This is a genomic window from Aliivibrio sp. S2TY2, from assembly GCF_028765525.1.
Classification (GTDB): domain Bacteria; phylum Pseudomonadota; class Gammaproteobacteria; order Enterobacterales; family Vibrionaceae; genus Aliivibrio; species Aliivibrio finisterrensis_A.
The window spans coordinates 1-529 of sequence record NZ_JARACS010000042.1 but is presented as its reverse complement, the minus strand read 5'-3'; the positions used below and the strand labels follow the sequence as shown (position 1 = coordinate 529).

At 36.1% G+C, this 529-nt stretch carries 1 protein-coding gene; it reads right to left on the bottom strand.

Annotated features, from left to right (window positions below; all coding sequences use genetic code 11):
• Window positions 1-4 precede the first annotated feature (4 nt).
• Window positions 5-529: AAA family ATPase (locus tag PVK63_RS19915; protein ID WP_274440985.1), on the bottom strand; the 525-nt coding region annotated here is incomplete at its 5' end.

Here is a 529-nt window from a genome sequence, read left to right as displayed (position 1 = left end):
TTTGTTATGCGTATTTTTCTGGCAACACTATATTTAAACTTTCATCTGCACTCGGCGGCTCAAAATATTGAGTAACATGATGAAAAACAGCCTCTGTATCAAAGCCAGCTCTCTCTGGTTGTTCGATACGACGTTTTTCTATTTGATATAAACACTGACTATCAGTTAAATCTAAATAGATTAACTCGTGCTTACAATTCAACTCTGAGCAAAGTGAAGTAAACCATAACCTTTGTTTTACTGTATTCGCGGGAAAATCCATAACGACATTTGTGCCCACTTTCAAAAGATTTTGGACATGACTTTTTATAAAAGGCTTAATCGCACCTGAAAACTGAATGTAATCATCGAATGTTTGGATTTGATTAGGAAAATGAGCCGATAGCCACTCATCTTCTGATATTAATACTGCATTATTATCAATAGCTACAACCTTCGATTTTGTAGATTTCCCTGCTCCCATTTTCCCACAAAAGAAAAACAGCCTTCCCTGATGTTTCATTATTACCTCCGAAATACGCATAACGCC